This window comes from Paracoccus aminophilus JCM 7686 (assembly GCF_000444995.1).
Taxonomy (GTDB): domain Bacteria; phylum Pseudomonadota; class Alphaproteobacteria; order Rhodobacterales; family Rhodobacteraceae; genus Paracoccus; species Paracoccus aminophilus.
On record NC_022041.1, the window covers coordinates 1,567,813 to 1,592,071 of the forward strand.

At 62.9% G+C, this 24,259-nt stretch carries 26 protein-coding genes; 13 read left to right on the forward strand and 13 right to left on the reverse strand.

Annotated elements, in window-relative coordinates:
• Positions 1 to 3: 3 nt before the first annotated feature.
• Both accC and aat read left to right on the forward strand, forming a co-directional pair.
• Positions 4 to 1,356, forward strand: coding sequence for an acetyl-CoA carboxylase biotin carboxylase subunit (accC, locus tag JCM7686_RS07815; RefSeq protein WP_020950313.1), 1,353 nt, complete (start codon positions 4 to 6; stop codon positions 1,354 to 1,356).
• Positions 1,357 to 1,422: 66 nt separating this feature from the next.
• Positions 1,423 to 2,055, forward strand: coding sequence for a leucyl/phenylalanyl-tRNA--protein transferase (gene aat, locus JCM7686_RS07820; protein WP_020950314.1), 633 nt, complete (start codon positions 1,423 to 1,425; stop codon positions 2,053 to 2,055).
• Here aat and JCM7686_RS07825 read toward each other — a convergent pair.
• The 5 genes from JCM7686_RS07825 to JCM7686_RS07845 all read right to left on the reverse strand — a co-directional run bounded on the left by JCM7686_RS07825 (position 2,019) and on the right by JCM7686_RS07845 (position 5,626).
• Positions 2,019 to 2,504, reverse strand: a complete 486-nt coding sequence (locus JCM7686_RS07825) for a DUF2155 domain-containing protein (protein ID WP_020950315.1) — start codon at positions 2,502 to 2,504, stop codon at positions 2,019 to 2,021. The two genes, aat and JCM7686_RS07825, sit on opposite strands and share 37 nt — an antisense overlap.
• Positions 2,501 to 3,004: an outer membrane lipid asymmetry maintenance protein MlaD gene (gene mlaD / locus JCM7686_RS07830; protein WP_020950316.1), complete on the reverse strand. Its 504-nt coding sequence runs from the start codon at positions 3,002 to 3,004 to the stop codon at positions 2,501 to 2,503. Before mlaD ends, JCM7686_RS07825 begins: the two co-directional genes overlap by 4 nt.
• Before the next feature lie 3 nt (positions 3,005 to 3,007).
• Positions 3,008 to 3,394, reverse strand: coding sequence for an NADH:ubiquinone oxidoreductase subunit NDUFA12 (locus JCM7686_RS07835; protein ID WP_020950317.1), 387 nt, complete (start codon positions 3,392 to 3,394; stop codon positions 3,008 to 3,010).
• A 160-nt stretch (positions 3,395 to 3,554) separates the two neighbouring features.
• On the reverse strand, positions 3,555 to 4,823 hold the full coding sequence (gene clpX / locus JCM7686_RS07840; protein WP_020950318.1) for an ATP-dependent Clp protease ATP-binding subunit ClpX: 1,269 nt from the start codon (positions 4,821 to 4,823) through the stop codon (positions 3,555 to 3,557).
• A 173-nt stretch (positions 4,824 to 4,996) separates the two neighbouring features.
• Positions 4,997 to 5,626 (reverse strand): ATP-dependent Clp protease proteolytic subunit, encoded by a 630-nt coding sequence (locus tag JCM7686_RS07845; RefSeq protein ID WP_020950319.1) that lies wholly within the window; start codon positions 5,624 to 5,626, stop codon positions 4,997 to 4,999.
• A 195-nt stretch (positions 5,627 to 5,821) separates the two neighbouring features.
• Between JCM7686_RS07845 and pth the strand changes: the two genes are divergently transcribed.
• Genes pth through JCM7686_RS23385 form a run of 3 tightly spaced genes read left to right on the forward strand, consistent with a single transcriptional unit; the run spans position 5,822 to position 7,661 of the window.
• On the forward strand, positions 5,822 to 6,562 hold the full coding sequence (gene pth / locus JCM7686_RS07850) for an aminoacyl-tRNA hydrolase (RefSeq protein WP_020950320.1): 741 nt from the start codon (positions 5,822 to 5,824) through the stop codon (positions 6,560 to 6,562).
• Positions 6,563 to 6,610: 48 nt separating this feature from the next.
• Positions 6,611 to 6,985: a DUF2237 family protein gene (locus JCM7686_RS07855; protein WP_020950321.1), complete on the forward strand. Its 375-nt coding sequence runs from the start codon at positions 6,611 to 6,613 to the stop codon at positions 6,983 to 6,985.
• Between the two features lie 19 nt (positions 6,986 to 7,004).
• On the forward strand, positions 7,005 to 7,661 hold the full coding sequence (locus JCM7686_RS23385; RefSeq protein WP_020950322.1) for a DUF4893 domain-containing protein: 657 nt from the start codon (positions 7,005 to 7,007) through the stop codon (positions 7,659 to 7,661).
• A gap of 24 nt (positions 7,662 to 7,685) precedes the next feature.
• Here JCM7686_RS23385 and JCM7686_RS07865 read toward each other — a convergent pair whose 3' ends face one another.
• Both JCM7686_RS07865 and JCM7686_RS07870 read right to left on the reverse strand, forming a co-directional pair.
• On the reverse strand, positions 7,686 to 8,039 hold the full coding sequence (locus tag JCM7686_RS07865) for a YigZ family protein (RefSeq protein ID WP_020950323.1): 354 nt from the start codon (positions 8,037 to 8,039) through the stop codon (positions 7,686 to 7,688).
• Complete coding sequence (locus JCM7686_RS07870; RefSeq protein ID WP_020950324.1) at positions 8,036 to 8,458, reverse strand: Fur family transcriptional regulator; 423 nt, start codon at positions 8,456 to 8,458, stop codon at positions 8,036 to 8,038. The genes JCM7686_RS07865 and JCM7686_RS07870 overlap by 4 nt, the downstream gene beginning before the upstream one ends.
• 100 nt (positions 8,459 to 8,558) lie before the next feature.
• On the opposite strand from JCM7686_RS07870, the gene JCM7686_RS07875 reads away from it, so the two are divergent.
• The 5 genes from JCM7686_RS07875 to JCM7686_RS07895 all read left to right on the forward strand — a co-directional run bounded on the left by JCM7686_RS07875 (position 8,559) and on the right by JCM7686_RS07895 (position 12,848).
• A complete protein-coding gene (locus tag JCM7686_RS07875) occupies positions 8,559 to 9,470 on the forward strand; it encodes a metal ABC transporter substrate-binding protein (RefSeq protein WP_041527719.1) in 912 nt (303 codons plus the stop codon).
• Positions 9,457 to 10,368, forward strand: coding sequence for a manganese/iron ABC transporter ATP-binding protein (locus JCM7686_RS07880; protein ID WP_020950326.1), 912 nt, complete (start codon positions 9,457 to 9,459; stop codon positions 10,366 to 10,368). Before JCM7686_RS07875 ends, JCM7686_RS07880 begins: the two co-directional genes overlap by 14 nt.
• The gene (locus JCM7686_RS07885; protein ID WP_041527211.1) at positions 10,361 to 11,221 is read left to right on the forward strand and encodes a metal ABC transporter permease; all 861 of its coding nucleotides are present in this window, start codon (positions 10,361 to 10,363) and stop codon (positions 11,219 to 11,221) included. Before JCM7686_RS07880 ends, JCM7686_RS07885 begins: the two co-directional genes overlap by 8 nt.
• Positions 11,221 to 12,048: a metal ABC transporter permease gene (locus tag JCM7686_RS07890; protein ID WP_020950328.1), complete on the forward strand. Its 828-nt coding sequence runs from the start codon at positions 11,221 to 11,223 to the stop codon at positions 12,046 to 12,048. The genes JCM7686_RS07885 and JCM7686_RS07890 overlap by 1 nt, the downstream gene beginning before the upstream one ends.
• 77 nt (positions 12,049 to 12,125) lie before the next feature.
• Positions 12,126 to 12,848, forward strand: a complete 723-nt coding sequence (locus JCM7686_RS07895) for a VIT1/CCC1 transporter family protein (protein WP_020950329.1) — start codon at positions 12,126 to 12,128, stop codon at positions 12,846 to 12,848.
• Here JCM7686_RS07895 and JCM7686_RS07900 read toward each other — a convergent pair.
• The 6 genes from JCM7686_RS07900 to JCM7686_RS07925 all read right to left on the reverse strand — a co-directional run bounded on the left by JCM7686_RS07900 (position 12,845) and on the right by JCM7686_RS07925 (position 18,784).
• Positions 12,845 to 13,600: an ABC transporter ATP-binding protein gene (locus JCM7686_RS07900; protein WP_020950330.1), complete on the reverse strand. Its 756-nt coding sequence runs from the start codon at positions 13,598 to 13,600 to the stop codon at positions 12,845 to 12,847. The genes JCM7686_RS07895 and JCM7686_RS07900 overlap by 4 nt on opposite strands.
• A complete protein-coding gene (locus JCM7686_RS07905; protein ID WP_020950331.1) occupies positions 13,600 to 14,469 on the reverse strand; it encodes an ABC transporter ATP-binding protein in 870 nt (289 codons plus the stop codon). Before JCM7686_RS07905 ends, JCM7686_RS07900 begins: the two co-directional genes overlap by 1 nt.
• Positions 14,466 to 15,374, reverse strand: coding sequence for a nickel transporter permease (nikC, locus tag JCM7686_RS07910; protein WP_020950332.1), 909 nt, complete (start codon positions 15,372 to 15,374; stop codon positions 14,466 to 14,468). Before nikC ends, JCM7686_RS07905 begins: the two co-directional genes overlap by 4 nt.
• Positions 15,375 to 15,401: 27 nt before the next feature.
• Positions 15,402 to 16,403 (reverse strand): ABC transporter permease, encoded by a 1,002-nt coding sequence (locus JCM7686_RS07915; protein WP_051201635.1) that lies wholly within the window; start codon positions 16,401 to 16,403, stop codon positions 15,402 to 15,404.
• Positions 16,404 to 16,523: 120 nt separating this feature from the next.
• Entirely contained in the window at positions 16,524 to 18,119 is a 1,596-nt protein-coding gene (locus tag JCM7686_RS07920; protein ID WP_020950334.1) for an ABC transporter substrate-binding protein, read from the reverse strand.
• Between the two features lie 158 nt (positions 18,120 to 18,277).
• Positions 18,278 to 18,784 (reverse strand): Lrp/AsnC family transcriptional regulator, encoded by a 507-nt coding sequence (locus JCM7686_RS07925; protein WP_020950335.1) that lies wholly within the window; start codon positions 18,782 to 18,784, stop codon positions 18,278 to 18,280.
• Between the two features lie 72 nt (positions 18,785 to 18,856).
• On the opposite strand from JCM7686_RS07925, the gene putA reads away from it, so the two are divergent.
• The 3 genes from putA to JCM7686_RS07940 all read left to right on the forward strand — a co-directional run bounded on the left by putA (position 18,857) and on the right by JCM7686_RS07940 (position 24,258).
• Complete coding sequence (putA, locus tag JCM7686_RS07930; protein ID WP_020950336.1) at positions 18,857 to 22,300, forward strand: bifunctional proline dehydrogenase/L-glutamate gamma-semialdehyde dehydrogenase PutA; 3,444 nt, start codon at positions 18,857 to 18,859, stop codon at positions 22,298 to 22,300.
• A gap of 111 nt (positions 22,301 to 22,411) precedes the next feature.
• Entirely contained in the window at positions 22,412 to 23,638 is a 1,227-nt protein-coding gene (locus tag JCM7686_RS07935) for a glutathionylspermidine synthase family protein (protein ID WP_020950337.1), read from the forward strand.
• A gap of 2 nt (positions 23,639 to 23,640) precedes the next feature.
• On the forward strand, positions 23,641 to 24,258 hold the full coding sequence (locus tag JCM7686_RS07940; protein ID WP_020950338.1) for a DUF1190 domain-containing protein: 618 nt from the start codon (positions 23,641 to 23,643) through the stop codon (positions 24,256 to 24,258).
• The last annotated feature ends 1 nt before the right edge of the window (position 24,259 follow it).

Genomic DNA, 24,259 nt, shown 5'->3' on the forward strand with positions numbered 1-24,259 from the left:
CAGATGTTTGACAAGATCCTGATTGCCAACCGGGGTGAGATCGCGCTGCGCGTGATCCGAGCCTGCCGGGAAATGGGCATCGCCTCGGTCGCGGTCCATTCGACCGCCGATGCCGATGCCATGCATGTGCGTATGGCCGATGAATCCGTCTGCATCGGCCCGCCGCCCTCGCCGGACAGCTATCTCTCGATGCCCGCGATCATCTCGGCCTGCGAAATCACCGGCGCGCAGGCGGTTCACCCGGGCTATGGCTTCCTGTCCGAGAACGCCCATTTCGCGCAGATGCTCGAAGATCACGGCCTGACCTTCATCGGTCCGCGCTCTGAGCATATCCGCATCATGGGTGACAAGATCACCGCCAAAGAGACCATGAAGGCGCTTGGCGTGCCTTGCGTTCCGGGCTCGGAAGGCGGCGTCGATTCTGTCGAGGACGCGCTGCGCGTCGCGGCCGAAATCGGCTATCCGGTCATCATCAAAGCTACCGCTGGCGGCGGTGGCCGCGGCATGAAGGTCGCCGAAGGCCCCGAAGGGCTCGAGGTCGCCTTCCGCACGGCGCGGACCGAAGCCAAAGCGGCTTTCGGCAATCCCGATGTCTATATCGAGAAATACCTGCAAAAGCCGCGTCATATCGAGATCCAGGTCTTCGGCGACGGCAAGGGCCGCGCCGTCCATCTGGGCGAACGCGATTGCTCGCTGCAGCGTCGCCACCAGAAGGTGCTCGAAGAGGCGCCGGGTCCGGTCATCACCGCCGAAGAGCGGGCCCGGATCGGCAAGATCTGCGCCGATGCCTGCGCGGAGATCCAATATGCGGGCGCGGGCACGATCGAATTCCTCTTTGAAGACGGCGAATTCTATTTCATCGAAATGAACACCCGCCTTCAGGTCGAGCATCCGGTCACCGAAGCGATCTTCGATGTTGATCTCGTGCGTCAGCAGATCCTCGTCGCAGCGGGCTATCCGATGGAGTTTCAGCAAAACGAGCTCAAGATCGGCGGCCACGCGATCGAGGTGCGTCTGAATGCGGAAAAGCTGCCGAATTTTACGCCCTCGCCGGGCACGATCACCCAGTATCACGCACCGGGCGGTCTGGGCGTGCGCATCGATTCCGCGATCTATGACGGCTATCGAATCCCGCCCTATTACGACAGCCTGATCGGCAAGCTGATCGTGCATGGCCGTGACCGGCCCGAGGCGCTGGCCCGCCTGTCGCGCGCGCTTGGCGAGTTGATCATCGACGGCGTCGATACGACGGTTCCTCTGTTCACCGCTTTGGTCGAGGATCCCGATATCCGCGCCGGGAACTACTCGATCCATTGGCTCGAGAAATGGCTGGCGCGCCAGCAGAGCAATAGCTGATCCCCAAAGGCCCGGTCCGCTCACGCGGCCGGGCCTTCTTCTGCGCACCGGCCCGCCGGAGAGGCAATGCTGACGGCTTCTGACCTTTTGTCCGCCTATGCGCGGGGTGTTTTTCCTATGGCCGCCTCAAGTGGAGAGGACCGGCTCTATTGGTTCAACCCCGATCCGCGTGGAATCCTGCCGCTCGGCGAGGTCCATGCCGCGCGCTCGCTGCGCCGCGATCTGAGGACGGGAAACTGGTCTGCGCGCCACGCCCCCGATTTCGACGCCGTCATCGTGAACTGCGCCGCGCGCGAGGAAACCTGGATCAATGCGCCGCTGAAACGGCTCTACCGCGAGCTTTACGATCAGGGCCATGCCTATGCGCTGGAGGTTTTGCGCAACGGCGAGCTTGCTGGCGGCATCTATGGCGTGGTGCTGGGCGGGGCGTTTTTCGGCGAAAGCATGTTTTCCACCCAAACCAGCGGCTCACGGATGGCGCTGCTCTGGTCGGATTGGCTGCTGCGCCATGCGGGTTTCACGCTCTTTGATACGCAATATCTGACCCCGCATCTCGCCTCGATGGGCGGGCGTGAGGTTGCGCGAATGGTCTACCGACGAATGCTAGGTGCCGCGCTTCCGCGTCAGCCGTTGCCCTTGGAAAGCTGCGTTCTACCGACAGCTCAGCTGCTTTTGCACGACATCACCCAGACATCGTAACGCGCATCATCCAGCGCCGAAAGCGCCGGGGATGAGGCGATCATCCAGCCCGAAAACACCGTCTTATTGGTGTTCTCGTCCAAAATGGTCAGCTCGGCAAAGGCATCCGAGCTTGGGTCGGCCTGCGGGTTGCGGCATTCAGCGAGGCGAACCTGAAGTCGCCCGAGCTGGAAGGATTCGCCATTCGCAAGGTCGATATCCTGGGTCTTGCCGGTAATCTTGTCGAGACCACGCAGGCTGGCTCCCGCCGCGCGTTGCGTGCGCGCGCCACCGATCTGCGCCTTGGCCGCCGCTTCCCGTTCGGCTGCCGAAGGTTCGGCTGGAACCGGCAAAAGCGCGGGATCCTGATATTCCTCGTCCGGGGCAGGCACGTCATCCGCATTATCTTGCGCAAATGCGGGCAAGGAGAGCGTCAGCGCCAAAATGGGCGCGATCAGCCAACGAGTCACGGCTGCGCTCCTTTCTCGGTCGAGGTCTCATCGGACTTTTTGGGACCGGACTGGCTGTCGACAAATTTCATCATCAGAGAGATCAGGCTGACAGCGCCCTGCACATCCTCGATCTCATCGCCGGGCGCCAGGTTTTCGGTCGCTCCGCCCGGTTGCAGCTCAATATAAGCACCGCCGAGAAGGCCATTCGACTGGATCAGCGCCGCCGTATCAATCGGCAGCTTGAACTCGCTTGGCACCGAAAGCGTGGCTTCCGCCTGGAAGGTTGTCGGATTAAGCCGCACCGCGCTGACCCGACCAACCTTGACGCCGCCGATGCGGACATCCGTGCCGGTATCAATGCCGTCAACATTAGGAAAAGCCGCGCGAAGGTCATAGGTTGCGCCAAAATGCGTGCCAAAGAGCTTGCCGCCCGAAGCCGACCAGCCCAGAAAAGCCACCGCAACGGCAAGAACAGCCGCGCCCACCCAAAACTCGGCCCGTTCCGCCGTGCTGGTCATGGTCTATTCCGGCTGCCACGCATCGTAGTCACGCCGGGCCGCGGGCTCGGCATTATAGAGCGAGCCTGCCGGGCGATAAGCTTCTCCCGTGCCAGTCTCGTTCGGCTTATGCGGTTTTTCCCAGCTTTTCCGGCGCAGCGGATCGCGGGTCGGCGGCTGGTCAAAGGTGAAATGCAGCCAGCCGTGCCATTCGGTATCGACCCGGCTCGCTTCGGATTCGCCGTTATAAATGACCCACCGGCGCTTGCCGCCACCCGATTGGTAGAAGATGTTGCCCTGATCATCCTCGCCAACTTTTTCGCCATAAAGCGCAGTCCAGACGCGCGTGTTCAGCGTCTGGCCGTTCCACCACGTCAAGACCTGTGAAATCGAGCGGGAGATAAAGGACATGTTCGGGCCTTTCTCAGAAGTTGTCCCGGGTATGGCAAATCCCGGCGCGCAGGTCCAGAGGTCTTGTCAGCGCGGCGGAAAGCAGAGCGTTCGCCCGTGCGGGCTGAGACGCAAAAGCCGCAGCGCGGGAAGCGCTGCGGCCCTGAAAACCCCACCTGGCTTAGCTTGCCGACGCGGTTTGTTCTTTTTTCGGTTCAGCGTGGATCAGAAGCGGTTTGGCCGAAGCATTGTCGACCGCCTCTTCATTCACCACGACCTCGCTGACGCTGTCCATGCCCGGCAGGTCGAACATCGTGTCGAGCAGGATGTCCTCCATGATAGAGCGCAGACCGCGCGCGCCGGTCTTGCGCTTGATGGCGCGGCGGGCAATTGCGGTCAGAGCGTCATCGGTGAAGGTCAGCTTCACATTCTCGATGTCGAAGAGACGCTGATATTGCTTGACCAGCGCATTCTTGGGCTGGGTCAGGATGATGATCAGCGCTTCCTCATCGAGATCGCCAAGCGTCGCGATCACCGGCAGACGGCCGACGAATTCCGGGATCAGACCGAATTTGAGCAGATCTTCGGGCTCAAGCTGTTTGAAGAGCTCGCCCACACCGCGGTCGTCATTTTCCTTGACCGAAGCGCCGAAACCGATCGCCGTGCCCTTGTTGCGCTGCGCGATGATCCGGTCGAGCCCGGCAAAAGCGCCGCCGCAGATGAAGAGGATATTCGTCGTATCGACCTGCAGGAACTCTTGCTGCGGATGCTTGCGGCCCCCTTGCGGCGGAACGCTGGCAACCGTGCCCTCCATAATCTTCAAAAGCGCTTGCTGCACGCCTTCGCCCGACACGTCGCGGGTGATCGAGGGATTGTCCGATTTGCGCGTGATCTTGTCGACCTCGTCGATATAGACGATGCCGCGTTGCGCGCGCTCGACGTTATATTCCGACGCCTGCAGCAGCTTCAGGATGATGTTTTCGACATCCTCGCCGACATAGCCGGCTTCCGTCAGCGTGGTCGCATCGGCCATGGTGAAGGGCACGTCGAGGATTCTGGCCAAGGTCTGCGCGAGCAGCGTCTTGCCGGTCCCGGTCGGGCCAATCAGCAGGATGTTCGACTTCGCGAGCTCGATATCGTTTTTCGAGCTGTTGTTCAGGCGCTTGTAGTGGTTGTGCACCGCCACCGAGAGCACGCGTTTGGCATGTTCCTGGCCGATCACATAATCGTCAAGGACCGCACAGATCTCGCGCGGGGTGGGCACCCCATCTCCGGATTTCAGCGCGGAAGACTTGGTCTCCTCGCGGATGATATCCATGCAAAGCTCGACGCATTCGTCGCAGATGAACACCGTCGGGCCGGCGATGAGTTTGCGGACTTCGTGCTGGCTCTTGCCGCAAAAGCTGCAATAGAGCGTATTCTTGCTGTCGCCGCCGGGCTGGTTGGCCATCGTTCAGTTCCTTGCTCCTGGACCAAAGGCGCGGGCCTCTCCGCGCTTTCGGCTCGCGCCGTGCCAGAGCAGCTCACACTGCTCCGGTCCTTTTTTATCATGTTAGGGATCGCGACCAACCGTCACAATCCCCAAAAGCAAAACTCACCTAACCGTTCGATCTAAGTCGGGGGTCAGGTGTTCGGGTCGGCCTTGCCGCGCGGGCGCATGACCTCGTCGATCAGGCCCCATTCCTGCGCCTCTTCCGGCGACATGAAACGGTCGCGTTCAAGCGCTTCCTCAACCTCTGCCAAGGTGCGGCCGGTGTGTTCGACATAGATCTCGTTCAGGCGACGCTTGAGTTTCTGCGTTTCCTGCGCGTGGATCAGGATGTCGGTGGCCTGCCCCTGGAACCCGCCCGAGGGCTGGTGGACCATGACGCGGCTGTTGGGCAGCGAATAGCGCATGCCCTTTTGACCAGCGCAGAGCAGCAACGAGCCCATCGAGGCCGCCTGCCCCACCACCAGGGTCGAAACGCGCGGACGAATATATTGCATCGTGTCATAGATCGACAGGCCCGCGGTCACGACACCGCCGGGGCTGTTGATATACATGCTGATGTCCTTGGTCGGATTTTCCGCCTCAAGGAACAGAAGCTGTGCCGAGATCAGTGTCGCCATCCCGTCATGGACCGGGCCCGAGACGAAAATGATCCGCTCTTTCAGCAGGCGCGAGAAGATGTCATAGGCGCGTTCCCCGCGGCTGGTCTGTTCGACCACCATGGGAACAAGGTTATTCATATAAAACTCAGCCGGATCTTGCATGTATTTCCCTGCCTGTGGTCCCTGCCTGCTTCAGCCCAACTGCCATAAAAGCGCAGAAGAGCCTCCGAACCAAGCCTCTGTAAACGCGAAAGCTTGACAGAGTCTTAGTAATGCCCGGCGGCAAGGGCAAGAGACCGATAAAAATTGCCCCTTCCGGACTAGAGCGTTATCTAGTCATCACGAGGAAGGTGAACAATGCTACTCATCGCAGGTTTGGGCAATCCGGGCACGAAATATGCCGGAAACCGCCATAATATCGGCTTCATGGCGCTGGATCGGATCGCATCCGACCACGGTTTTTCGCCATGGCGCGCGCGTTTTCAGGGCGAGACCGCCGAGGGCCGGTTGGGGAGAGAGCGGGTTGTCTTGCTCAAACCCTCGACTTTTATGAATCTTTCGGGGCAATCCGTCGGCGAGGCGATGCGGTATCTCAAGCTTGAGCCCGCCGAGGTCATCATCTTGCACGACGAGCTTGATCTGCCGCCGGGCAAGGTGCGGCTGAAAACCGCCGGCGGTCATGCCGGGCATAATGGGCTGCGCTCGATCCATCAGCATATCGGTGAGACCTATCGCCGCGTCCGCATCGGAATCGGCCATCCCGGCCACAAGGACCGGGTGGCGGCCTATGTGCTTGCCGATTTTGCGAAGGCCGAAACCGAGATGGTCGAGGATATGCTGCGCGGGATCTCGGATGGGGCGCCTGATCTGGCCGATGGCGCCGATGCCCGCTTTTTGAACGCGATTGCCGGGCGCACCGCACCCGCCCGGAACTCTGGCACCGTGCCAGACTCAGCGGCAAAACCTGCGAAATCCCCGAAGGCCGCGCCTGAAACCGCAGGGGCACGTCCGGTCGAGACGCCGCCCGCTCCAGCCCCCGATGCCCCCCCTTCCGGCATTGCCGACAAGCTCAGGGCACTGGCGGATCGCTTCAAATAGCTTCATGCTACGTCCAATTCTTCGCCGGGCTGCGTGAAAGGACGGATCATGGATCAATCGCTCAATGTTCTCGGGGGCGCGCTATCGCCCTGCTCGAGCAATCCGCTGACCGGGTTTTACCGCGATGGCTGCTGCAACACCGGGCCCGAGGACCGCGGCAGCCATACGGTCTGCGTCGTGCTGACCGATGAGTTTCTGGCGATGTCGAAATATCTCGGCAATGATCTGTCGACCCCGCGCCCAGAATTCGGCTTTCCGGGCCTGCGCGCCGGGCAGCGCTGGTGCCTATGTGCCTCGCGGTTCCTGCAGGCCGCGCAGGAATTCGCCGCGCCGAAAGTTGTGCTCGAATCGACCCACTCACGCGCTCTTGAGATCGTGCCGCTGGAACTCCTGCAAGCGCATGCGCTAGGTCGCGAGGACTGACGACAAAAAAGGTATAATCATGTTTCGAGTATGGGTGGGCGGTATCATCCCCGCGGCCACAGTGGCGGTTTTGTCCCTGATTGATCCCGCACTGGCGACCGAGGCGCGCCAGAACGAAACCCTGCCCGATGGCACTGCGATCCGCGCCGAGGATGTCGCGCGGCTCTCAGAGGAAAATCTGCTCGAAGTTTATGGGTCGGCCCTGCGTCAGGTGCTGCAAAGCGCCGACAGTGCCACGCTTGGGGTGGTGACTTCGGCTTTGCGCGGCGCGCCGCTGCCCGCCGATGACGCGGCGCTGGCCGCGCTGGCCGGGGACTGGCAATGCAATATGACCAAGCTCGGCGGCATTGCCCCGGCTGTGGTCTATCCGCCCTTTCGCTGCCGGATCACGGCGGATGGCAATGCGCTTGCCTTTGAGAAGCTTTCGGGCTCGCAGCTGACGCGCGGCACGCTTCACCGCGACGGCGACCGCATCCTCTATCTCGGCGTCGATTATATCCGGGGCGACACGCCGCCAAGCTATGCCGAGATGCCCGCGACGATCCCCGATCCCGCGGCGCGCAGCAGCTTTCCCGATGTCGGTATCCTCGAGATCCTAAGCCCGAAACAGGCGCGGATCGTCTTGCCCCAGCCCTATCTCGAATCGACGATGAATGTGCTGAGCCTCAGTCGCTGAACGCGGCTCCGGTCAAAGCCCGGGTCAGAGCTGGGCAAGATAATGGCGCACCGCATCCGCAACATGGCGGAAGCGGTCGCCGCCCAGATGTTTGCCGCCATACCAACGCGTGACGATGATGACGTGATCGGCCAGACCGGCGCGCTCGATCATCTGCAAAATCAGCGCGCCTGCGCCGCTTTCGCCGTCATCATCCTTGACCTGTTCACCGCCAAGGATCGCCGCCCATGAGTGATGGGTGGCCTTGGCGAAACGCTTGTTGCTGCACAGCTCGCGCAGCAGCGCCTCGACCTCGGCGCGCGTCTTGGCCGGACCGCCCGAAACCGCATAGCGCGATCCCCGGTCCGAGATGATCTTGTCAAAGACCGTCAGGCTCACGAAAGCTTCCTGACATAGAGATCGAGCCGGTGGCGTACGATCTCATAGCCCATTTCCGCCGCGATCTCGGCCTGAAGCTTTTCGATGCGGTCGTTGAAGAATTCCATGACCTCGCCGGTATCGACATCAATCATATGGTCGTGGTGGCGCTGATCGGCGAGCTCGAACCGCGCGGGCTCGCCCTCGAATTCGACTTTGTTGATCATCCCCTGCGATTCGAGCTCGGAGAGCGTGCGGTAAACTGTCGCAAGCGAGACGCCTGCCCCGGCCTCGTTGGCGCGGGCATGCAGCATGGTCGCATCGGGATGGTCATGGGTGGCCGCCAGAACGCGCAAAAGCGCCGCCCGCTGGCGGGTGATGCGCACACCGGCACGGCGCAGCGCGGTTTCAAAAGCTAAGGCTCGGTCGTCAATCGTCATGGCTCGTCTTTGCCTCAGTTGAGAGGAGATTGCAACTGGCTTGACAGTTGAGAATCATTCGCAGATGCTTCCGGCAACTTTCGCCAAACCGAGATGGACCATGCCTGCCTTCAAGACTTCGCTGACCGCCCTCGTCCTTGCGCTGGGAGCCTGCCTCCCCCTGTCCGCCTTCGCCAAAGAGCTGAAAGTCGTGACCACCTTCACCGTGATCGCGGATATGGCGCAAAACGTCGGGGGGGATCATGCCGAGGTCGTCTCGATCACCAAACCCGGCGCCGAGATCCACACTTACGAGCCGACGCCGAGCGATCTGGTGCAGGCGCGCGGCGCGGATCTGATCTTGTGGAACGGGCTGGGGCTCGAGGCCTGGTTCGAGAAATTTCTCGCCAATCTGGGCGACGTGCCCTCGGCCACGCTGAGCGACGGGCTCGCGCCGATCCAGATTGGCGGCGGTGCCTATGATGGCAAACCGAACCCCCATGCCTGGATGTCGCTGGAAAGCGCGCTGCTCTATGTCGACAATATCGCCAAGGCGATGGCGGCGGCGGATCCCGAAAACGCCGAGGCCTATGCCGCGAATGCCCTCGCCTATAAGGCCAAGATCTCGGCCACGATCGATCCCTTGCGTGAGGCCGCCCGCGCCTTGCCTGAGGACGACCGCTGGCTCGTGACCTCGGAAGGCGCGTTCAGCTATCTGGCGCGGGATTTCGGCCTGAATGAGCTTTACCTCTGGCCGGTCAATGCCGATGCGCAGGGCACGCCCCAGCAAGTTCGCCGCGTCGTCGATCTGATGCGCGAGCACAAGATCCCGGTGATCTTCTCGGAAAGCACGATCTCGGACCGCCCGGCCAAGCAGATCGCCTCCGAGACCGGCGCGCAATACGGCGGCGTCCTTTACGTCGACAGCCTCTCCGAGCCCGATGGCCCGGTCCCGACCTATCTCGATCTGCTGCGCGTGACCTCAGAGACCATCGTCTCGGGGCTGAAAGGCGGCGATCATGACGCGAACTGATGATGCGGCTCAGGGCATCCTCGCCCGCGATCTGACCGTCACCTATCGCAACGGCCATACCGCACTTCGGGACGCGAGCTTCGAGGTGCCGCGCGGCTCGATCACCGCTTTGGTCGGTGTGAACGGGGCTGGGAAATCGACGCTTTTCAAGGCCTTGATGGGATTTGTTCCGGCGGCGCGCGGGAGCGTTTCCGTCCTTGGTATGTCGGTGCCCGAGGCGCAGAAGAAAAACCTCATCGCCTATGTCCCGCAATCCGAAGAGGTGGATTGGAGCTTTCCGGTCCTGGTCGAAGATGTGGTGATGATGGGCCGCTATGGCCAGATGGGCTTTTTCCGCCACCCCCGCCGCATCGACCATGAGGCGGTCAGCGATGCGCTCGCCCGCGTCGGTATGAGCGAGTTTCGCAAGCGCCAGATCGGCGAGCTCTCGGGCGGGCAGAAAAAGCGGGTCTTTCTGGCCCGTTCGCTCGCGCAGGGCGGTCAGGTCATCTTGCTCGATGAGCCCTTCACCGGCGTCGATGTGAAAACCGAAACCGCGATCATCGACCTGCTGCGCGAGATGCGCGACGAGGGCCGGGTGATGCTGGTTTCGACCCATGATCTCGGCTCTGTGCCAGAATTCTGCGACCGGGTTGTGCTGGTCAAGGGCACGGTTCTGGCCTCTGGCCCGACCTCCGAAGTCTTCACGCCCGACAATCTGCGCTTGGCCTTTGGCGGCGTCTTGCGCCATTTCGTCTTGGGCGGGCAGAACCTTCATGACGACGACGACCCGCGCAAGCTGACGGTTCTGTCCGATGATGAGCGCCCGCTGATCTTTTACGACGATGAGCACAAGCCCCAGACCGAGCTCGGCCCGGCAGCCAACACGACAAAGCGCGAGAGCCCGGATCATGCTTGAGACGCTGCTCATCCCCTTTGAATATCAATATATGACCAATGCGATCTGGGTCTCGGCCCTGGTCGGCGCGGTTTGTGCCTTTCTCTCGGCTTATCTGATGCTCAAGGGCTGGTCGCTGATCGGCGATGCGCTGAGCCATTCGATCGTGCCGGGCGTCGCGGGCGCCTATATGCTCGGCCTGCCCTTCGCGCTCGGCGCGTTTCTGTCGGGCGGGCTGGCGGCGCTCGCCATGCAGTTTCTGAACGCGCGCACCGGGCTTAAGGAAGATGCGGTGATCGGGCTGATTTTTACCGGCTTCTTCGGGCTCGGGTTGTTCATGATCTCGCTCAACCCGATGGCGGTCTCGATCCAGACGATCACCATGGGCAATATTCTTGCGATCTCGCCCGGAGATACCTTGCAGCTGGTCATCATCGGCGTCGTGTCGCTGGCGATCCTGACGGCGAAATGGCGCGATCTCATGGTGGTGTTCTTTGACGAGACCCATGCGCGCACCATCGGCCTGAACCCGACGGCTTTGCGCGTTCTCTTCTTCACCTTGCTGGCCGCCTGCACGGTTGCCGCCATGCAAACCGTCGGCGCCTTTCTGGTCATCGCGCTGGTCGTGACACCGGGAGCGACGGCCTATCTCCTTTGCGACCGCTTCCCTCGGCTGATCCTGACCTCGGTTGCGATTGGCGCGATCACCTCGGGGCTGGGCGCTTATATCTCCTTCTTCCTCGATGGCGCGACCGGAGGTGTGATTGTCGTCATGCAGACGGTTCTCTTCCTGCTGGCCTTCGTCTTTGCGCCCAAACACGGCATTCTCGCCGCACGCCGCCGCGCGCGCGCCGCTTTGCGGGAGGCGCTGTGATGGACTGGCTCACCCTTCCCTTCTCCTTCCCCTTCATGCGCGATGCGGCGCTGATCGGGATCACCATCTCGATCCCGGCGGGGCTGATGTCCTGTTATCTCGTCCTCAAGGGCTGGTCCTTGATGGGAGACGCGGTCAGCCATGCGATCCTGCCGGGCGTGGTCATCGCCTATATGATCGGCGCGCCGCTGCTTCTGGGCGCTTTCGTCGCGGGCATGATCTGTTCGCTGGCGACCGGGTTCTTGCAGACAAACAGCCGCGTCAAACAGGATACGGTGCTGGGCGTCGTCATGTCGGGCATGTTCGGTCTGGGGGTCGTGCTTTACACGCAGGTCCGCTCGTCGATCCATCTCGACCATATCCTCTTTGGCAATATGCTGGGGGTCGGGCCGCAGGATCTGGCGCTGTCGGCCGTGATTTCGGCGGTGGTCGTGCTGGCGCTTTTGGCGAAATGGCGGGACTTCGCGCTGTTGAGCTTTGATCCGGTGCAGGCGCGGGTTGCGGGGTTGCCGGTCACGCTGCTCCATTACAGGCTCTTGACCATGCTCTCGCTCACGGTCGTCTCGATGCTGAGCGCCGTCGGCATCATCCTCTCTGTCGCGCTGCTGATCGCCCCCGGCGCCATCGCCTTCCTGATCACGCGCAGCCTTGGCCGGATGCTGGTCATGGCGGTGGTGGTCGCGGTCTCGGCCTCGCTCATTGGGGTCTGGGCGAGCTTCTGGCTCGATTCCTCGCCTGCTGCGACAATTGTGCTGCTGCTCACGCTGATCTTCATCGCGGCCTTCGTCTATCGCCAGATCCAAACCCGCCGCCTCAGCGCGGCCTAGACGAAAAATCGGCTAACCCCCTGTTCTTTCTCAGGCAGAGGACTATTCTCCGCCGCGACGAAAGAAAGGGGGTTCCGATGAACCGACCACATCATCTGCCCGACCCGAGCGCCCATCCCGATGATCCCCATTATGTCGGCCGTCTGGGCTGGCTGCGCGCCGCGGTTCTGGGTGCGAATGACGGGATCGTCTCGACCGGCGCGATCATCATGGGCGTCGCCGCCGCAGAGCCGAGCCCCCGCGCCATTCTGATCGCCGGGGTGGCCGGTCTGACCGCAGGCGCGATGTCGATGGCGGCGGGGGAATATGTCTCTGTCCATTCGCAATCCGACACCGAGCGCGCCGATATCGAGCGCGAACGACAGGCTTTGCGCGACATGCCCGAGGATGAGCTGCACGAGCTCGCGGCGATCTACGAGGAACGCGGCATGACGCCCGCGACCGCGTTGCAAGCTGCGCGCGAAGTCAGCGAACATGACGCGCTTGGTGCCCATATCCGCGACGAGCTGGGCCTGACCGAAGCCTCGGCCGCAAATCCGCTGCAAGCCGCGCTGACCTCGGCCGTGACCTTCAGCACGGCGGGCGCGGTGCCGCTTCTGGCCGCGATCATCGCGCCGATCGAGCATGTGCTGATCGCGGTCCTGCTGGCGACCGTCGTGGCCCTTGGCATCCTTGGTGCGATCGGTGCAAAAGCCGGCGGCGCGCCGATGGGGCGCGCCGCGTTGCGGGTCATGGTCTGGGGCACGATCGCCCTTGGCATCACTGCCGCCGTGGGCAAGATCTTCGGCGTCGCCGCTTAAGAGGCGCGCTCATAGCCGAGGCTCGCCTGAATCAGGCCGCGCGAATATTCGCTTGCGGCCTGATGCGAGCGCAGGGTTGCGACATCCATGATCTCGACCATCTCGCCGCCGCGCATCACCGCCAGCCGGTCGCACATATGGCTGACGACCGAGAGGTCATGGCTGACCATGACATAGGTCAGGCCACGCTCGCGGCGCAGATCGGCCAAGAGGTTCAGGATCTCTGCCTGAACCGAGACATCCAGCGCCGAGGTCGGCTCGTCGAGCAGCAAGAGCTCGGGCTCTGCGGCCAAGGCGCGGGCAATCGCGACGCGCTGGCGCTGCCCGCCCGACAGCTGGTGCGGGTAACGGAAGCGGAAGCCCTTGCCCAAACCCACCGCGTCAAGCAGCTTGGTGATGCGCGCGTCGATATCGGTCATGCCCTGCAGGCGCAGGGTCTCCGACAGGACCGCATCGACCGAATGGCGCGGGTGCAGGCTGGCATAGGGGTCTTGAAAGACCATCTGCACCTTCTTGTAAAAGCCGCGGCTGCGGCGGCTGCCCTGCACCTTTTCGCCCTCGACCGAGACATCGCCCGACCAGGTCTCGATCAGCCCGGTAATCGCACGCAGGATCGTCGATTTGCCCGAGCCGCTTTCGCCGACCAGACCAAAGCTTTCGCCACGCGGGACGTTGAAGCTGACGCCTTTGACCGCGTTGACGCGGTTGTGGCTCTGGCCGAACCAGACATGGAGGTTCTGGACATCGAGCATCACAGCCCTCCCGGAAATTGGGTTTCGATTTCCTCGTCGCGCCAGCTCTCCTGACGCTCAAGGACGGCCAGCCGCTCGACCGGCTGATCGAGGCGCGGCAGGCTGTTCAGCAACCCGCGCGTATAGGGATGCTGGGCCTGATGCAGATCCTTCGCGGCCAAAGTCTCGACGACGCGGCCCGCATACATGATCAGCACGCGATCGCAGAATTGCGAGACGAGATTGAGATCATGGCTGATGAAGATCAGCCCCATGCCGCGGTCCCGGACCAGCCGGTCCATGATGTTCAGGACTTCCGCCCGGACCGAGACATCCAGCGCCGAGGTCGGCTCATCCGCGATCAGGATTTCGGGATCGGGCGCGAGCATCATTGCGATCATGATGCGCTGGCCCATGCCGCCCGAAACCTCATGCGGATAGGCGTTGAAAACCCGCTCGGGATCGCGGATCTGGACCGCCGCCAGCATATCGAGCGCCTTGCGTTTGGCTTCAGTGCGCCCGGCGCCGGTGCTCTGGCGATAGGCCTCGATGATCTGGGCGCCGATGGTCATCACCGGATTGAGGCTGAACTTCGGATCCTGCATGACCATCGAGATCTTGCGGCCCCGGATCTTGCGCATCTCGCGCGGGCTGAGGTTCAGGATCGACTGGCCGTCAAGCTCCATTTTGTCGGCGCTGACCTTGCCCGGCGGGCGGATGAGGCCGAGCACCGAGCGCCCGGTCATCGACTTGCCGGACCCGGATTCGCCGACAACGCCCAAACGCTCGCGCCCGAGATCAAAGCTGACCCCGCGCACGACATCGACAAGCCCGGTGCGGGTCGGGAAGGTCACTTTGAGATTGCGGACCTTGAGAAGCGGCTCGCTCATTCCTTCGCCCCTTTCGGATCGAGAACATCGCGCAGGCCATCACCGAGAAGGTTGAAAGCAAGGCTGACGATGAAGATCGCGAGGCCCGGCATGGCCGCGACCCACCAGTAATCCATGATGAAGCTGCGCCCGTCGGAAATCATCGCGCCCCATTCCGCCAGCGGCGGCTGCGCGCCAAGGCCAAGGAAGCCAAGCCCGGCCGCCGAGAGAATGATCCCCGCCATATCCAGCGCAACCCGCACGATCATCGAGCTCATGCACAGGGGCCAGATGTGGCGGATCAGCAGGCGGAAGGGCCCCGCGCCCTGCAGACGTGCGGCGGCGATGAAATCGGCGCGCCGGATCGTCAGGGTCTCGGCACGCGCCAGCCGCGCATAAGGTGGCCAGGAGGTCAGCGCGAGCGCGAGCACCGCATTGCCGATCCCCGGCCCCATCGCGGCGACAAAGGCCAGCGCGAGAATAAGCTTCGGGAAGGCGAGGAAAATATCGGTCACGCGCATCAGCACCTGATCGACCCAGCCCCCGGCAAAGCCTGCGACCGTGCCGATGAAGAGGCCAAGGATCGGCGCGATCAGCGCCACGGTGCCGACGATGAACAGCGTCGTGCGCGAGCCCCAGATCAGGCGCGAGAGAATGTCGCGCCCGAGCGAATCCGTGCCCAGCCAATGCGCCGCCGACGGCGGCTTCAACCGGTCGCCGAGGTTTTGCGCATAGGGGCTATAGGGCGACAGGAGCGGCGCGAAGATGGCCGTCAGCACGAGCAGGATCAGGATGATCAGCCCCAGCATCGCCAGCTTGTTGCGGCGAAACGTCAGCCAGCCCTGATAAAGCGCGCCAAGCCTTGCCTGCCGCCGCGTCTGCGGGGCATCGGACAAGAGCCATTCGCGCCTCGTCATCTCACTCATGGGAGTCCTTTCGAATGGTCGTCCAGCTCACTCGGACCGGGGGTCGAGGATGCGGTAGAGAATATCGCTCAGAAGGTTCAGACCGATGAAGCAGGTGCCAATGACGACCGTGCCGCCCAGAACCGCGTTCATGTCACCCGCGAGCATCGCTTTGGTCACATATTGCCCAATGCCGGGCCAGCTGAAGATGATCTCGGTCAGGACCGAGCCCTCCAGCAGCGAGGCAAAACTCAGCGCAATCACCGTGACCAGCGGCACCGCAATATTGCGGAAGGCATGGCGCCAGATCACCCGGGTCTCGGACAGGCCCTTCACGCGCGCGGTCAGGATATATTCCGACGACATTTGCTCCAGCATGAAGCTGCGGGTCATGCGGCTGATATAGGCGAGGCTAAAATAGCCCAAGAGCGTCGCGGGCAGGATGATATGGGAAAACGCATCGCGGAAGGCCGCCCAATCGCCCGCGATCAGGCTGTCGATCAGGATCATGCCGGTGCGCTCGGTCACCATGCCGTCAAAGAGAATGCCTTGGCGGCCCGGTCCACCGACCCAGCCGAGGATGCCGTAAAAGACCAAAAGCCCCATCAGCCCGAGCCAGAAGATCGGCATCGAATAGCCGACCAGCGCCACGACCCGCGCGATCTGGTCGATCCAGCCGCCACGGCGCGCGGCGGCAATGACGCCAAGTGGCACACCGACGCTCACGCCGATCAGCGTGCCAAGCGCGGCGAGCTCCAAGGTTGCCGGGAAGACGCGCTTGAGATCGGAGACCACCGGATGGCCAGTCGAGATCGACATGCCGAAATTGCCATGCAGCACATCCCAGACATAGATCGCGAATTGGCGCCACAGCGGCTGGTCGAGCCCCAGCGCGCGGTAGGCCGCATCATATTGCGCCTGCGTCGCCCGCTCGCCCACGATCTTGAGCACCGGGTCGATCGGCATGACGCGACCAATGATGAAGGTCACGACCAGAAGGCCGAGCAGCGTCAGGGCAAGCGACAGCAAAAGGCCGCCAAAAAGGCGCAGCCTGCGGCCAAGCGCCGATGAGCCAAAGGAAGGGGCTCCGTTCGGGGCCGGGGAATGCGGGGCCGGCGCGGCGGAGTTGTCTCCGCCCGCGCCTTTGACTGTATCGCTCACGTTCAAGGATTATTCGCCCTTGGTGACCTGACGATAGTAGACCGAAGCCACGGCGCCGCCGCTGTTCCAATGGTCCACATTCTTCTGCATCGCATCCTGACCGATCTTCTGGAAGAGCGGCACGATCGGCGCGATATCGCGATATTCCTGCTGGATATCGAGATATTCCTGCTTACGCTTGTCGGCATCGCCTTCGAGCGTCGCCGCCATTGCCTTCTTCTGCAGATCCTCCGGCACGGCCCAGGCGTTGCGCCATGCGAGCTCGGAATGCTTCACATCCGGCGAGTTGTTCGGGTTGATCGCGAAGGTCGAGACGTTGGTGTTCGGATCCGCGTAATCGGTGCCCCATTCGCCGATGAAGATCGGGACCTGACGCGCGCGGTAAGCATCGAGCACCTGCGCCCCGGTCATCTGCTGGATTTCCAGCGTCAGCCCGGCCTGCGCCATCGAGGCTTGCAGCGTCTGCGCGACGTTGACGTAATCGGCGATATCGCGGACGACAGTCTTGATCGTGCCCGAGGTGATCCCGGCATCGTTCAGGATCTTCTTGGCCTTTTCAACGTCATAGGTCCAAGGATTGTCGTCGCTCGCGCCCAGATAGCCGGTCGGAACGATGTTTTGGTGAACCTTCCACTGGCCTTTCAGGAAGCTGCCTTCCATCCCCTTGTAATCGACGAGATATTTCATCGCCTCGATCACCGCCGGGTTCGACAGCAGCTTGTCGTTCTGGTTCAGACCCATATAGAGCAGACGGCCGCGCGGTTCGGTCACGATCTTGACCGTGTCCTTGGTCTCGACGCCCTCGACATCGGTCGGGCTGAGGTTGCGCGCAACGTCGACATCGCCCTGTTCGAGCAGCAGACGCTGCGCCGAGCTTTCCTGAACATGGCGCACGATCACGCGCTTCATCGCGGGCTCGCCGTTCCAATAGCCCGCGAAGGAGGCGAGCTGAACCTGCTCATTCGGCTTCCAGGCCGCCAGCGTGAACGGACCCGAGCCCGCTTCGTTCTGACCGAGCCATTTGTTGCCGAAATCATCGCCCTCGACATGGGGAAGCACGGTTTCCTTGTCGATCACCGAAGCGACGCTGGCGGTCAGGCTGTTCAGCACCAGCGAGTAAGCATAGGGTTGGTCAAGCTTGATGATCAGCTTGTCGCCGTCTGCTTTCACGTTTTCATCGACATTGTCCGGCGTCAGGCCGAACTGGGTCAGAATGAACGAGAGCCCTTTGTCGAGCTTCACCGCGCGCTGCAGCGACCAGGCGGCATCCTCGGCCCGGACCGGATTGCCCGAGTGGAATTTCACGCCGTCGCGCATCTTGAAGGTGATGGTCTTGTGGTCATCGCTGACTTCCCAGCTTTCGGCCAGCGCCGGCTTGAAGCCCGCCTCCATATCCAGCGGGTCGAAATCGACCAGACGATCATAGAGGTTGTTGGTGATGTTGATCCCCGAGAACTCCGAGCTTTGCGCCGTGTCCATCGTGATGATGTCATCAATCTGATCGGCCACCACCAACACATCTTTCGGAGTGTCGGCGAAAGCTGCCGGCGCAAAGGCCATGACAGAAGCCAGAAGCCCTGCGCGCAGCGAAAAACTCTTGATCATGGAGAACTTCCCTGTTGTCCCGCTTCGATTCTACGAAGCAATTAAGGGACCTAGCATTGCCGGAAGCGCAGCCGGGGGCAAGACCTTCGTCGCACGCACCGGGAAAATGCCGCGCTTTCTCATTAAGTCACCTGATTTCAGTCTATTGCGCGGCGCTGTTAATCCTTCGGTAAGGTCACGATTGCATTGTCCTTGATCGCCTCCATCGCGACATAGGTCGAGCTCGAGGCGACATGAGGCAAGGTCGAGATCCGTTCGGCCAGCACCCGGCGGTAATCGGTGATATCGGTGGTCCGGACCTTGAGAAGATAGTCGAAACCGCCCGCAATCATATGACATTCCTCGATTTCCGGCACTGCACGCACTGCACGGTTGAAGGCCTGCAAAGCCGCCTCTCGGGTGTCCGACAGCTTCAGCTCGACAAAGGCCACATGCGCCAGATTCATCCGCACCGCTGAAATGATCGCGCGATAGCCCGCAATCACTCCGGCCGCTTCAAGCCGCTTCATCCGCGCCTGTACCGGGGTCTTGGAAAGCCCCACACGCCCCGCAAGTTCGGTTACACTGAGCCTGCCGTCCCGGGCGAGTTCCGCCAGAATCGCGCGGTCGGTGCGGTCAAGTTCAAATGGACCGTCACTTGGCTCTATTTTGGTCGTTTCGGCCATCTAACTGCTTCTCTTTAGTCGGAACGCTTTACCGATCAGCGATATATCCTCGTGAAAGTCAAGGAGTGCCGCATGTCCGCCTATACCCCCGCTCTTGCCGCCATCGACGCGGCGACGCTTGCCCCAGAGGCGCCACTCCTCACGGCCCTGATCGCCGAGGCCGCCCTCGACGCCGAGGCCCGCGCGCGCATCGCCCGCGCCGGGGCCGATCTGGTCAGCCGCATCCGCGCCCAGCTTCATCCCGGGTTGATGGAGGTCTTTCTGGCCGAATACGGCCTCTCGACCGAGGAAGGTCTGGCGCTGATGTCGCTGGCGGAGGCGCTTTTGCGCGTGCCCGATGCCGAGACCTCGGATGCGCTGATCGAGGACAAGATCGCGCCCGCCGACTGGAAGCGCCACAAGGGCCGCTCGAAATCCTCGCTGGTCAATATCTCGACGCGCGGTCTGATCCTGACCGGCGGCGTGCTGGATCGCCGTGACACCGGTGTGATCCGCTCGGCGGTGCGCCGCCTTGGCCAGCCGGTCATCCGCGCCGCCGTGACCCGTGCCATGCGCGAGATGGGCCGCCAGTTCGTGCTGGGCCAGACCATCGAAGAGGCGATGAAACGCGCCGCCGAAGATCCGAAATCGACCCAAAGCTACGACATGCTGGGCGAAGCGGCGATGACCGCAGGCGATGCCCGCAAATATGAAGCCGCCTATGCCAAAGCGATCACCGCGATCGCCTCGGCCTGCGTCAAGGGGCGGCTGCGCGACAACCCCGGGATTTCGGTCAAGCTCTCCGCGCTGCATCCGCGCTATGAGACCGCGCAGGAAGCGCGCGTGCTGGCGGAGCTTGTGCCGATCGTCACCCGGCTCGCGCGGGCGGCAGCGGCGGCGGATATGCCGCTGACCATCGATGCCGAGGAAAGCTATCGCCTGACGCTCTCGCTTCAAGTGATCGAAGCGGTGCTCGCCGATCCGGCGCTGGCCGGTTGGGAGGGCTTTGGCATCGTCGTTCAGGCTTACGGTCGCCGCGCTGGTCCGGCGATTGACTGGCTTTACGACATGGCCTCAAGACTTGATCGCAAGGTCATGATCCGGCTGGTAAAAGGTGCCTATTGGGACGCCGAGATCAAGCGCGCTCAAGTCACCGGCCTGCCCGATTTCCCGGTCTATACCCGCAAGGTCTCGACCGATGCGAGCTATATCGGACTTGCGCGGCGCCTGCTCGCCAAGACCGACCGGATCTATCCGCAATTCGCCACCCATAACGCCCATACGGTCTGCGCCATTCTCGACATGGCCAAGGGCCGCGATTTCGAATTCCAGCGCCTGCATGGTATGGGTGAAGGGCTGCACAAGCTGGTGCAGGACGACAACAACACCCGGCTGCGCATCTATGCCCCGGTCGGCGCGCATCGCGAGCTTCTGGCCTATCTCGTCCGCCGTCTGCTCGAAAACGGCGCGAATTCAAGCTTCGTGAACCAGATCGTCGATGAGGCGATCGCGCCCGAGGTTGTGGCCGCCTGCCCGCTGACCGCCGTCGAAAAGCTCGGCCAGATCGAGAATCCGGCAATTGCGCGCGGCACCGGCCTCTTCACCCCCGAGCGTGAGAATTCGCGCGGTCATGACATCGCCGACCGTCCGGCCCGCGACGGCCTGCTTGCCGCGCGCCTTGACGCGGGGGCCGCGCCCAAGGCCGTGCCGCTGATCGTCGCGGATCTGGAGAACGGCCCAGCCGAGCCGGTCGAAAACCCCGCGACGCTTGCCCCGGCGGGCAGCGTCCATCAGGCCAGCGCGGCTCAGGTCGAGGCAGCGATTGCGGCGGCCCAACCCTGGAGCCAACCGGCCTCGGCCCGCGCCGAAACCCTGCGCCGCGTGGCCGATCTTTACGAGGCCGATACGCCGGCGCTTCTGGCCCTTCTCGCCAGCGAATCCGGCAAGACCCTGGCCGATGCTGTGGCCGAGATCCGCGAAGCCGTTGACTTCCTGCGCTATTATGCCGCACAGATCACGACCCTGCGCCATCCGCCGCGCGGGATTTTCACCGCGATCAGCCCGTGGAACTTCCCGCTCGCGATCTTCACCGGCCAAATCGCCGCAGCTTTGGCCGCAGGCAATGGCGTGCTGGCGAAACCTGCCGAGCAAACGCCGCTGATCGCCCATCACGCGGTTGCGCTGATGCATCGCGCGGGCGTGCCGGTCGCGGCGCTGCAGCTCTTGCCCGGCGACGGGGCGAGCGTCGGTGCCGCGCTGACCTCGGATGCGCGGATTTCGGGCGTCGTCTTCACCGGCTCGACCGAGACCGCGAAGCTCATCCGCCGCGCCATGGCCGAGAAAATGGCCCCGACCGCGCCGCTGATTGCGGAAACCGGCGGGCTGAATGCCATGGTCGTCGATTCGACCGCTCTTCCCGAACAGGCGGTGCGCGACATCGTCACCAGCGCCTTCCAATCGGCAGGCCAGCGCTGTTCGGCTTTGCGCTGCCTCTATCTGCAAGAAGACATCGCGGGTCCGGTTCTGGAAATGCTGTCGGGCGCGATGGATGAGCTGGCGCTTGGCAATCCTGCCGAAATCGAGACCGATATCGGCCCGGTCATCGACCTTGAGGCGGCAGGTCCGATCCGCGCCCATATCGCGAAAGCGGCCTCAGAGGGGCGGCTCATCAAGCAATTGCCGACCCCGGAGGGCGGTCATTTCATCGGCCCGGCCATGCTGCGCGTCGGCTCGATTGCCGAGATGAAGCAGGAAATCTTCGGCCCGGTTCTGCATGTCGCGACCTTCCCGGCGGATGCGCTCGACAAGGTCGTGGCCGAGATCAATGCGACCGGCTATGGGCTGACCTTCGGCCTGCACTCGCGCATTGCCTCGCGTATTCAAAGCGTTGCGGGCAAGATCCACGCCGGGAACGCCTATGTGAACCGCAACCAGATCGGCGCGGTGGTCGGCAGCCAGCCCTTCGGCGGCGAAGGCCTGTCAGGCACCGGTCCCAAGGCGGGCGGCCCGGAATATGTCGCCCGTTTCACGGCGGCACCGGTCACGGAAACTCAGGCCGAAAGCAAGCCTTATTCCAGTTATTACAAAACGCTGGAGAAGGATATTGAGAAGGTTTCGATCTCTGGCGACGCGCAGCGGGTGCTTGACCTGCCCGGCCCGACCGGCGAGCTGAACCAGCTGAGCCTTTATAGCCGCGATCCGATCCTCTGCCTTGGCCCGGGCTATGATGTGGCGAAGGCGCAGGCCGCAGAGATTGCCCGACTGGGCGGTTACGGGATCGCGCTGGACGGCGTTCCTGATGCCGATTGGCTGGCACGGATCGAGGGGATTTCGGGCGCGGTCTGGTGGGGCGACGAGGCGCGCGGTCGCGGCTTTGCCCGTGCGCTCGCGACCCGGCCCGGCCCGATCCTGCCCTTGATCGGGGCGATCGACAAAGGCCATGTCGTGCTCGAGCGTCATCTGTGCATCGACACGACCGCATCGGGCGGCAATGCGGCACTGCTCGCGGGCGAGGCTTTGGCGATCCAACCGCGCTGATCGCCGGGCGCTCAGGCTCTTGCGACACAGCGCCCTGCGACACTGAGACCCGCGGCCGGGCTTGCATCCCGGCCCCGGCCTTGCCATCTGGGGTGAAACTCAGGAGGCCCCATGCAGAAGATCGCTTTGCCCGAACGCCCCGATTGGCGTGCCCGCGCCGAAGAGCTCGGTTTCACTTTCGCGGATATGGGGGGCGAGCCTTATTGGGACGAAACCTCGGCCTATAGCTTCACCCTTCAGGAGATCGAGCAGGATATCGAGATCCCCTCGACCGAGCTTCACGCCATGTGCCGCGAGGCGGTGGCGCGCGCGATCGACAGCGAGGATTGGCTGACCCGGCTGGCGATCCCGCGCGAGCATTGGGATTTCCTGCGCGACAGCTGGACCAATGGCGAGCCCGAGCTCTATGGCCGCTTTGATCTCGCCTATGACGGCTCCGGCCCGGCGAAGCTGCTAGAATATAATGCAGATACGCCGACTTCGCTTTACGAATCGGCCTCGTTCCAATGGCTCTGGCTCGAAGAGCAGCAGGGTCTGGGCGTGCTGTCGCCCGACACCGATCAGTTCAACCGCATCCACGAGGCTTTGGTCGAGCGTTGGGCCGAAATCGCCGATCAGGGCACCGAGATCCATTTCGCCTGCGACAAGGACAATCCCGAGGATTACGCCACAGTCGAGGCGCTCGGCTGGTCCGCGCGCGAGGCGGGCATGGGCGCGCATCTGACCGCGCTGGCCGGGATCGGGCTGACCGAGGACGATCAATTCGCCGATGACGAGGATCGCGTGATCGGCACGCTCTTCAAGCTTTACCCGTGGGAGGACATGCTGCGCGATGATTTCGCGCCCTTCCTCGCGGTTTCGCAGACCCGTTTCATCGAGCCGCCGTGGAAGGCGATCCTTTCAAACAAGGGGATCCTGCCGCTGCTGTGGGAGATGTTCCCGGGCCATCCGAACCTCCTGCCCGCCTTTTTCGCCGCCGATGTCGAGGCCGCTTTGCGCGGTGACGGGGCGGCGGCGCCGGCCGTGGCGGCTGCTTTCGCGGCGGCCGAAAGTCAGCTGCGCCGGGGCCATGTCACCAAGCCGATCTTTTCGCGCGAAGGCTCGGGCGTCACGCTTTACCAGCAGGGCGCGCGTCCCGAGACCAATGCCGATGACAGCTATTCTCACCACCCGATGATCGTGCAGGCCTTGGCGCCTTTGCCCGAATTCGACGGTTTCCGCCCGGTTCTCGGCGCCTGGATGGTCGGAGAATCTTGCGTTGGTCTTGGCATCCGCGAAGACCGCGCTAGGATCACCCATAACCTGTCCCGTTTCAAACCGCATTTCATCGAGGCTTAACCATGTCCCAACGCAAACGGTCCCGTCACGTCGCACTGGTCCTTGCGGGGACGGCTCTTCTCGGGCTTTCGGCCTGCCGCGAGGAACAGGTTGATGCGGAAAGCTTTCCCGATCTGCAAAGCTGTGTCGCGGCGGCGCAGAAAAACAGCCTTTGGTTCACCGAAGATGATTGCCGTGCCAATTTCGCAGCCGCCGAGAAGGAATATCTCGAAACCGCACCGCGCTACGAATCGAAAGAGCTCTGCGAGCAGGAACATGGCGTCGGCAAATGCGGCGGCGATCCGACCCAGCAGCAGCAGGCGCAAAATGGCGGTGGCGGCGGCTTTTCCTTCATGCCGCTGCTCGTCGGCTATATGATGGGCTCGATGCTGTCGCGCGGCGGCGGCATCTTCAGCCAGCCGATGGTCCAGACCGCGAATGGCCGCTATACGACGCCCTCGGGCAACCAGAGCTTTGCCTCGAACCGGGGCGCGGGCAAAGTGCCCTCGCAGGTCTTCACAAGCAAGGCCGCCCCGACGATCGGCAAGCCACCCCTGACCCAATCGGCGGTCCAGCAACGCGGCGGCTTTGGCGGCTCGTCAACCGCACGCTCCAGCGGCTCGCGGAGTTTTGGCGGCTGAT

Bases quoted from the DNA above. Each gene is read 5' to 3' on its own strand.
- accC (WP_020950313.1), top strand. From the start codon at position 4: ATGTTTGACAAGATCCTGATTGCCAACCGGGGTGAGATCGCGCTGCGC.
- aat (WP_020950314.1), top strand. From the start codon at position 1,423: ATGCTGACGGCTTCTGACCTTTTGTCCGCCTATGCGCGGGGTGTTTTT.
- mlaD (WP_020950316.1), bottom strand. From the start codon at position 3,004: ATGACCAGCACGGCGGAACGGGCCGAGTTTTGGGTGGGCGCGGCTGTT.
- JCM7686_RS07835 (WP_020950317.1), bottom strand. From the start codon at position 3,394: ATGTCCTTTATCTCCCGCTCGATTTCACAGGTCTTGACGTGGTGGAAC.
- clpX (WP_020950318.1), bottom strand. From the start codon at position 4,823: ATGGCCAACCAGCCCGGCGGCGACAGCAAGAATACGCTCTATTGCAGC.
- JCM7686_RS07845 (WP_020950319.1), bottom strand. From the start codon at position 5,626: ATGCAAGATCCGGCTGAGTTTTATATGAATAACCTTGTTCCCATGGTG.
- pth (WP_020950320.1), top strand. From the start codon at position 5,822: ATGCTACTCATCGCAGGTTTGGGCAATCCGGGCACGAAATATGCCGGA.
- JCM7686_RS07855 (WP_020950321.1), top strand. From the start codon at position 6,611: ATGGATCAATCGCTCAATGTTCTCGGGGGCGCGCTATCGCCCTGCTCG.
- JCM7686_RS23385 (WP_020950322.1), top strand. From the start codon at position 7,005: ATGTTTCGAGTATGGGTGGGCGGTATCATCCCCGCGGCCACAGTGGCG.
- JCM7686_RS07870 (WP_020950324.1), bottom strand. From the start codon at position 8,458: ATGACGATTGACGACCGAGCCTTAGCTTTTGAAACCGCGCTGCGCCGT.
- JCM7686_RS07875 (WP_041527719.1), top strand. From the start codon at position 8,559: ATGCCTGCCTTCAAGACTTCGCTGACCGCCCTCGTCCTTGCGCTGGGA.
- JCM7686_RS07880 (WP_020950326.1), top strand. From the start codon at position 9,457: ATGACGCGAACTGATGATGCGGCTCAGGGCATCCTCGCCCGCGATCTG.
- JCM7686_RS07885 (WP_041527211.1), top strand. From the start codon at position 10,361: ATGCTTGAGACGCTGCTCATCCCCTTTGAATATCAATATATGACCAAT.
- JCM7686_RS07890 (WP_020950328.1), top strand. From the start codon at position 11,221: ATGGACTGGCTCACCCTTCCCTTCTCCTTCCCCTTCATGCGCGATGCG.
- JCM7686_RS07895 (WP_020950329.1), top strand. From the start codon at position 12,126: ATGAACCGACCACATCATCTGCCCGACCCGAGCGCCCATCCCGATGAT.
- JCM7686_RS07900 (WP_020950330.1), bottom strand. From the start codon at position 13,600: ATGCTCGATGTCCAGAACCTCCATGTCTGGTTCGGCCAGAGCCACAAC.
- JCM7686_RS07905 (WP_020950331.1), bottom strand. From the start codon at position 14,469: ATGAGCGAGCCGCTTCTCAAGGTCCGCAATCTCAAAGTGACCTTCCCG.
- nikC (WP_020950332.1), bottom strand. From the start codon at position 15,374: ATGAGTGAGATGACGAGGCGCGAATGGCTCTTGTCCGATGCCCCGCAG.
- JCM7686_RS07920 (WP_020950334.1), bottom strand. From the start codon at position 18,119: ATGATCAAGAGTTTTTCGCTGCGCGCAGGGCTTCTGGCTTCTGTCATG.
- JCM7686_RS07925 (WP_020950335.1), bottom strand. From the start codon at position 18,784: ATGGCCGAAACGACCAAAATAGAGCCAAGTGACGGTCCATTTGAACTT.
- putA (WP_020950336.1), top strand. From the start codon at position 18,857: ATGTCCGCCTATACCCCCGCTCTTGCCGCCATCGACGCGGCGACGCTT.
- JCM7686_RS07935 (WP_020950337.1), top strand. From the start codon at position 22,412: ATGCAGAAGATCGCTTTGCCCGAACGCCCCGATTGGCGTGCCCGCGCC.
- JCM7686_RS07940 (WP_020950338.1), top strand. From the start codon at position 23,641: ATGTCCCAACGCAAACGGTCCCGTCACGTCGCACTGGTCCTTGCGGGG.